Source organism: Bacillus cereus group sp. BfR-BA-01382, from assembly GCF_022663475.1.
Taxonomy (GTDB): domain Bacteria; phylum Bacillota; class Bacilli; order Bacillales; family Bacillaceae_G; genus Bacillus_A; species Bacillus_A thuringiensis_S.
In genome coordinates, this window is record NZ_JAKUFQ010000075.1 from 21992 (window position 1) to 28600 (window position 6609).

The following is a 6609-nucleotide window of genomic DNA, read 5'->3' on the forward strand; positions in this document are numbered from 1 at the left end:
TCTTTGTAGAGGATTATTTAGCAATAAATCAAATAAAAAAAACACAGATTCTATACAGAACCTGCGTTCAATTTATTCTCTCCCTCAAATAAGGAGATATTTTATTTTTTATCACTTTCTCTGACAACTCATCTAAGTATGTTACATACACTAAATCCAGATTATAATACTTACATAAATCTATTTTTTCCTTATCTCTTTCCTGCCTTCTCTTCAGTCCTTCTTCTCCACCCATGAACGGAATAGGTTTGTAATGTTGTTCCCCCTGATACTCAATGACAAGCTGTAATTCTTCAATATAGATATCCGCTTTTAGATGGTCTAACTCATATTGATGAATAACTGTGTATCCAGGAAAAATTCCTTTAATTAATTCTAAAAGTTTAATTTCAGATGTCCACTTTTTCCCTATTGCAAAGTACCCCATTCGAGTTCTTATAACATTTTCACAGTATCGTTTGAAATCTTTAGAGGATTGCTCGTCCAGAACCAGTCGTCCCCCATATTGCTCTTCTGCAATTAGAAGCGGGACAATATCCCCAGGAATATGCTTCGGGTAGCAAATATCTCTAAATCTATTATCTAATCCATAAGAATAGGACAATGCCTTTATATAATATCCATAAATAGAATAAAACTTTGTTTCATTCATTGCTTTTCCATGTCCATACTTCGGACAAACTTTATTACAGATATGGCATAAGTTATCTTCGAATTTAATGTTTTGAATAAAGATTTCCATTAATTCCAACTGTGATGCTTTCGGAAGACCACTAAACGATAAACGTTCTTTTACTTTTAAATAATTTTCAACACCTTGCTTTTGACACGAACAATAAAATAAAGGGCCATCTTTCTCTTGTTGGAAGGCATGAAATACTCCCATTCTTGTAGGATAGTGAACAAATGGATATGGCAACTCTGGTTCATATTCGACAAATACTCCTCTTGTAATCTCAGGTATCATTTCCTTTGGCACAATTTTAGAACGCATGGGTTCACCTTCTCATTTTTATTATTGATAGATTACTTGATAACCATCTTCTTCTAATAAACGCCCTACAATCCCCCTATGACACTTATCTTTGTTCTCACAATAACAAACCAATACTGCATTTTCTCCTGCCTCTAAACGCTCTTTAAGACGTTTATACGCTTTTTGAAAGTCCTTTCTTTCTGTTGCTTCTTTAACAAACGATTCTTCATACAAATCATACCATGTCCCTGTATTTCCTTTTTCTAATTTCTCTTTCTCTTCCTCTGTAAATTTTAACTTTTTCCATTTATCTTTTGTTTGAAAAAAGAGATGTAAGGATGGAGATAGATGTGGTACATGAACAAATCCTTTTCCAACCATAATCCCTTGTTTTATGCTTCGGGTAATATGCAGACGCACAGCATATGGGTGTAGGTCAAAGTCGTGTAAATTCTCAAATGATGTAATACAAACAAACCCTTTCACTTTTGTTTCCCCCTTATTTTTTATAATCAAATTAATAGAAATATTTATATATCTTTCCCTTTGCAAACGAAATCCTCATTCACTCTCTTATTTTTCAGCACCTTCGAATATATAATATAAAGTACACATTAAATAAGGCGTTTCTATGGAAAACTTTATTAAAAAGAGATGCAGAAAATATGTAACCTTATACAATCAGGAGGGATTTCTATGTTAACTATGAACGATGTATATTATGGGAAAATTTTCATTGAAGAAAAGTTTGATAGCATGTTAGCTGAATATGGTGTTATAGTTCTTGGTGCTTATAATAAAGACTTAGGTTGCTTTGAAAATTGCCTAATGTCAGGTGTTGTTAATGATAAATTGAAAAAATTAGCTCAAGATAACATCTTAGGTTTTGATGGTGTTGTGGTTAATCAATTAGATGGACTAACCACACTTTTAAAACGACAAGCTACTATGCAAATCTAATTATTACAAACAAAGGTCTTATACAATACATGTAAGACCTTTGTGATAAGAAAAATCCTTGTCTATTCTTGTTCTTCAATCAATATAATTGAATGACCAATTCGATTTAGTTCCTTAGCATTTTTCAATGTTATTAAACTTTCTTGATTCTGCAAAGTAGCATCTACAACAATTAATTTAGAGCGAGATAGTAACATAATTACTCCTTTACTAAGCGAATTCTGAAAAATTTCTTTATCAAAAAAGTGAACATTCGATTTACATCCATCAGGGAAAAACTTATCTTCATCCCCAAAAATTGTTACCTCATCATAACAAAGACATTCTTCAATAAACCCACCTATATCACTTTTTTCTTTCTTATACGTTTTGAGTTGACACTCGTTAAGCACGTCTAATAAAGGATGAGGATTCGTTGTTTTTACTAAACCAGTTCTCAGCATTTTTTCGATATCGAACGGAACGTCATGATTCACTTGAATAAAAGACAAAATTTCTGCATCTGCTTGAGAATATGAATCAAACAGAATAGCGTTCCAAGAATCTCCCCAAAAACCATGCATGTTTTTAGTAGGAATACCTCCTACATAAGACCTTAACTCTCCATCATCATCCATCGCCAAATACTTAGGAGAACCTACCAAGAGGTCTTTATTGCTATGTATCTTTACTAATAAACTCATTTGCTGTTCATTTAATTTCATAAACTCCACTCTCCCATTCTAATTATCTACAAAATTTATTCCCACTATAGAACTTTTATCATGTAAAAAAGACCACAAAACAATATTTGCAGTCTCTTGTACGGATACTATCAGTGCTTATTTTTTCTGGAGAATTTCTTCGTATACAACTTTAGACCAATTTTCTAACTTGTCTTTAATAGATGGTAGGTCTTCTTTATCTACCCAAAGTCCTTTAATCACGCCTTCTTCTTGGCTTTGAATATCATCTGTACGTAATTCTACCATATAAACAAACCCTAAATGGTCATCTTCTACACCGCCAGATAGTTTGATTAAACCTTCTAAATGAATAGATTCAATCATTTCTGAAGTAATACCCGCTTCTTCCATTAACTCTCGATACAAACCATTCTCAATCGTTTTAAACAGGTCTACATCCTTATTGCTTACGTGGATATCTTCTTCACCTACATGACCACCAAGCATCCCCATTTTTCCAATCAATCGAATTTCACCACTATTACCTTCTCGAATAATAAAGAAGTATTTGTTTTGATGTTTTACAATTACATACGGAATGGGATGTCTTTGCACCGCATTGTATTCAAGGATACTTCTTCGGTCCACTAATGCAGGAATGGTTTGCATAGCATCAATAATTGCTTCCATATTTGTAAATCCAGTTGGAACAAATGCCACTTCTGATTCCTCAAAGTAAATAATACGTTCTTTTGTGGAAGGCTTTAACTCCTCTAAAATAGATGATTTTTCTTCATGTAAAGCTTTTAACTTCCATTTATCTGTTTCTACTTTGATTTCTTCAAGAATTTTGTTTAATTTTTGTTGCATCCTATTCACTCTCCATATATTTAATCTATATTAAGAGTAAAACATTAATTAACTATAGTCAATATGATTTAATTCATTTGAGCTTCTTTAATTAAGAAGTATACCGCAAACAATACATGGACAATACTAACTGAAAGAAATACAAATTGCGTAAATATAGATGCACAATTCATTGAAGAATAAATATAACCACTATAAGACAATGCAGAAATCGTTGAAAAAAGCACACAATGATTCATACCCATCACCTCTTTTCCAATCTGAAAATTTATTTAACTCATTATAGAAAAGTTGAGTGATTTTATTCGTTTAATTAGTGACAACAAAAAAGACCTTGACAGATGTCAAAGTCTTTTTCCCTATATTCTTACATGCTCATTGCTTCTTTGGTTTGTTGACTAAATGTACTACATAAAATCTCCAATTCCTCTTCAGATAAGATACTCTTCTTCATGTCGATTTCATTTGTAACACCAATTTCATAAGCGTATCCATAAATTTTAGCTAACAAAATCTCCCCTGCTTCCGAAAGGTCTGATTGAGGTGTACCAGATAAAGTGTACATATCATTCGCAATCTCATCTACAAAAGCATTTTTAAATAAATTCTTTTTCTTAATTTGATATGAATTATTTTTAATACTGTTTAATGTTGTTTTTGTTACACGATGATTCTCTTCGTAAACACATAATGAACGGTTTACAACTTGGAATGCATCATTTAATACATTACCCATAATTTCATATACACTTCTTACACTTTCTTGACGAAGACTTTCTCTTACTTCTTCTGCCACATCATCATCAAATAAGTTTACATTCGCCATAACAGGAAATGCTTTTAAGCTTGTTCGTAAATAAAAGCTTTCAGCGTATTTATCCTCTGATGGAATGCGACTCATAATACTTCTTTTAATGCCTTCTTTATTTAAAGCTCCCATTTGTTCCAAACTACTTTCTAATGATTCTTCAAAGATTTTAATCAATTGAATCCAGTTAGCTAAGATATTGTCTCTCACTTCAAAATACTCAACTCTTGCTTCCTTGACGTATTTTGAAAAATCTTTATATATTTCAATTGGTAAATATTCATTATCATAACCAATTGCCATACTTGCTTTCATTTTTCTCACTTTTGCTTCAATGCTTCTTAGCTTTTTCTCATAATCGTTTGGAATGAAATTCAATCTTCCGTTTCGAATATAATTCTTAAAGAAAGAACCCAACTCTTCAGATTGACTTACATCTACCCCAAACAATCCAGGTGTAACTTCTACATAGTTACGTAAACGTCCCACATGAACTTTTACTAAAACACCTTGTTTCTGTAAATATTCATCTACATTTTCTACAGTTACATTTACTCCATCATCTTGTAATCCTTGTAAAATCTCTTCTGTTTGTACTGTGTTAACTGTTTTCATTATGTACACTCCTTTTTAATTTTAAATACCTGTTTGATGATTAAACCAAAGTTATGAAGATAACTTCATTCTAACTCTCAAAAATAAAAATGTCAAATTTTAACATCTTGGTATTAGTTCAAGTTATTAAAGTACCTGTTTTTTATATTCCCTTTATATTAATTAAATTTCATAGGAGATATTCAATGAATTATTACTTTTGGCAAATAAAAAAAGCCCGCATTTTCGCTGACTTTACTTTCATCTTATATAATTAAGTGCTGTTCATATTCGTGTTATTTGTTATGCGTTTTTCTTTAAATGTCAGATATTCCATTCTGAAAATAAATAAAAAAAATGCTAATCCATAATATTCTATGACTACGTTTTCTCGTTTTGTAAATAAATCAAATGTAATAATTGTAATTCCTGTTAGGGGATACAACATAGGAACTACTTCTGAAAATTTTATCGTTCTTTTTCTTTTCATGAAGTCTCCCCCTTTCGGTTGTTATAACAATACATTGAGCAGGAGCGTCAGAACCATTTTGACGTTCCGTTCATTCGCTCCTGGCACCTTGTTTGTCATGACCCTATATCATATACATTTCATTATACTTATATTCAATTTTTCATTAATGAAACAGTTCTACCACTTTATCTTTTGCTTTTGTCATTACATTTTCACCAGTTTCAGTTGTTTTATCTGCAATGTGTTGTGTATCAACAATTTTATTTTCTTCTCGTTTCTTATCAAATTCCGTTGCAAATGTGTTTACTTCACGCGAGGAGTCTTCGGTTAAAAGCTCAGATAACCCTAATTTTTCATTCAAGTCTTTTGGTCCCCAAACAAATCCTGCTCCAAATAAAATAACAATCGCCATAGCGACTAAAGCTAACTTCGCAAATTCTTTCACGACAAACCCAATTATGGCAAGTACGGCAATTATAATGATGAATACAATAATCATGTTCATAGTATCACCTCCTTACTTGCTTTCTGTGTACATTTCGTCTTTTTGATATAAAGATAAGAAGCCCTTAATATCCTGCATGATTTCATCATGTCTCTCAGCATATTTTTTGGGAGGTTTTAATTCGCAAATCCTTTCATAACTCACTTCGACTTTTCTTATATTTAAATCAAATTCTCTTTCCTTTTCCTCTGTTGATAAATTATTTTGACGTACTTGTCCCATTCCACTTAATGCACAGTGAGAAATGGATACTAAATTATTCAAATACTCCTCGTTGCTTTCTTTTTCATATTCATCTGAAAAGAATCGTATAATGGCAAAATATGTTGGTGGTTTTTTATCAAAAAATAAATTAAATAAAACCACTAAATAAAATACGATGCCAAATCGGAATAACTTCTCGTACAAAGGAATTGCCCCTTGAAAGGCTAAGAACATAAAAAAGAATGATAATACATAAATAGCGTGTTTAAAGCATTGCAAAATAAACTGTTTTTTCATGAAGTCACCCCAATCTTTATTTTTTATACATATTAATGTACTGCATTTTAGCCCAAAACATTCCGCATAGTAGAACCAACTTTACGTTGACTATTGTCAATGAAATACATATCCTTAAAGTATGGATATTTTTAATTCATAGAAAGGAGATGGTAATAATGAAATTACAAAAAAGATGGTTATTATGTGGTCTATTTTCACTATGTACACTCCCTCATATCGTTCATGCAGAATCAAAAGAACCAATTAATCATGAAT

10 protein-coding genes are annotated in these 6609 nt (G+C 31.5%); 1 reads left to right on the forward strand and 9 read right to left on the reverse strand.

Annotated elements, in window-relative coordinates; translation table 11 throughout:
• Positions 1 to 67 precede the first annotated feature (67 nt).
• Both MR160_RS23910 and MR160_RS23915 read right to left on the reverse strand, forming a co-directional pair.
• Positions 68 to 994 (reverse strand): hypothetical protein, encoded by a 927-nt coding sequence (locus tag MR160_RS23910; RefSeq protein ID WP_098368551.1) that lies wholly within the window; start codon positions 992 to 994, stop codon positions 68 to 70.
• 21 nt (positions 995 to 1015) lie between these two features.
• Positions 1016 to 1462 (reverse strand): DUF488 family protein, N3 subclade, encoded by a 447-nt coding sequence (locus tag MR160_RS23915; RefSeq protein WP_240522542.1) that lies wholly within the window; start codon positions 1460 to 1462, stop codon positions 1016 to 1018.
• Between the two features lie 210 nt (positions 1463 to 1672).
• Between MR160_RS23915 and MR160_RS23920 the strand changes: the two genes are divergently transcribed.
• Complete coding sequence (locus tag MR160_RS23920) at positions 1673 to 1936, forward strand: hypothetical protein (RefSeq protein WP_098297325.1); 264 nt, start codon at positions 1673 to 1675, stop codon at positions 1934 to 1936.
• A gap of 62 nt (positions 1937 to 1998) precedes the next feature.
• On the opposite strand, the gene MR160_RS23925 is transcribed toward MR160_RS23920, so the two are convergent.
• From MR160_RS23925 to MR160_RS23955, 7 genes are all read right to left on the reverse strand, one after another.
• Positions 1999 to 2640, reverse strand: a complete 642-nt coding sequence (locus MR160_RS23925; RefSeq protein WP_242298180.1) for a hypothetical protein — start codon at positions 2638 to 2640, stop codon at positions 1999 to 2001.
• 117 nt (positions 2641 to 2757) lie between these two features.
• On the reverse strand, positions 2758 to 3471 hold the full coding sequence (locus MR160_RS23930) for an NUDIX domain-containing protein (RefSeq protein WP_242298182.1): 714 nt from the start codon (positions 3469 to 3471) through the stop codon (positions 2758 to 2760).
• 68 nt (positions 3472 to 3539) lie between these two features.
• Positions 3540 to 3710: a hypothetical protein gene (locus MR160_RS23935; protein ID WP_170951652.1), complete on the reverse strand. Its 171-nt coding sequence runs from the start codon at positions 3708 to 3710 to the stop codon at positions 3540 to 3542.
• Between the two features lie 128 nt (positions 3711 to 3838).
• Positions 3839 to 4894, reverse strand: coding sequence for a hypothetical protein (locus MR160_RS23940; RefSeq protein WP_098297322.1), 1056 nt, complete (start codon positions 4892 to 4894; stop codon positions 3839 to 3841).
• A 253-nt stretch (positions 4895 to 5147) separates the two neighbouring features.
• Positions 5148 to 5363, reverse strand: coding sequence for a hypothetical protein (locus MR160_RS23945; RefSeq protein ID WP_242298184.1), 216 nt, complete (start codon positions 5361 to 5363; stop codon positions 5148 to 5150).
• Between the two features lie 145 nt (positions 5364 to 5508).
• Entirely contained in the window at positions 5509 to 5850 is a 342-nt protein-coding gene (locus MR160_RS23950; RefSeq protein ID WP_242298185.1) for a hypothetical protein, read from the reverse strand.
• Between the two features lie 12 nt (positions 5851 to 5862).
• Positions 5863 to 6351 (reverse strand): hypothetical protein, encoded by a 489-nt coding sequence (locus tag MR160_RS23955; protein WP_242298187.1) that lies wholly within the window; start codon positions 6349 to 6351, stop codon positions 5863 to 5865.
• Positions 6352 to 6609: the final 258 nt, after the last annotated feature.

Coding starts and splice junctions, on each gene's coding strand:
- MR160_RS23940 (WP_098297322.1), bottom strand. CDS start 4,894: ATGAAAACAGTTAACACAGTACAAACAGAAGAGATTTTACAAGGATTA.
- MR160_RS23950 (WP_242298185.1), bottom strand. CDS start 5,850: ATGAACATGATTATTGTATTCATCATTATAATTGCCGTACTTGCCATA.
- MR160_RS23920 (WP_098297325.1), top strand. CDS start 1,673: ATGTTAACTATGAACGATGTATATTATGGGAAAATTTTCATTGAAGAA.
- MR160_RS23930 (WP_242298182.1), bottom strand. CDS start 3,471: ATGCAACAAAAATTAAACAAAATTCTTGAAGAAATCAAAGTAGAAACA.
- MR160_RS23925 (WP_242298180.1), bottom strand. CDS start 2,640: ATGAAATTAAATGAACAGCAAATGAGTTTATTAGTAAAGATACATAGC.
- MR160_RS23935 (WP_170951652.1), bottom strand. CDS start 3,710: ATGAATCATTGTGTGCTTTTTTCAACGATTTCTGCATTGTCTTATAGT.
- MR160_RS23910 (WP_098368551.1), bottom strand. CDS start 994: ATGCGTTCTAAAATTGTGCCAAAGGAAATGATACCTGAGATTACAAGA.
- MR160_RS23945 (WP_242298184.1), bottom strand. CDS start 5,363: ATGAAAAGAAAAAGAACGATAAAATTTTCAGAAGTAGTTCCTATGTTG.
- MR160_RS23955 (WP_242298187.1), bottom strand. CDS start 6,351: ATGAAAAAACAGTTTATTTTGCAATGCTTTAAACACGCTATTTATGTA.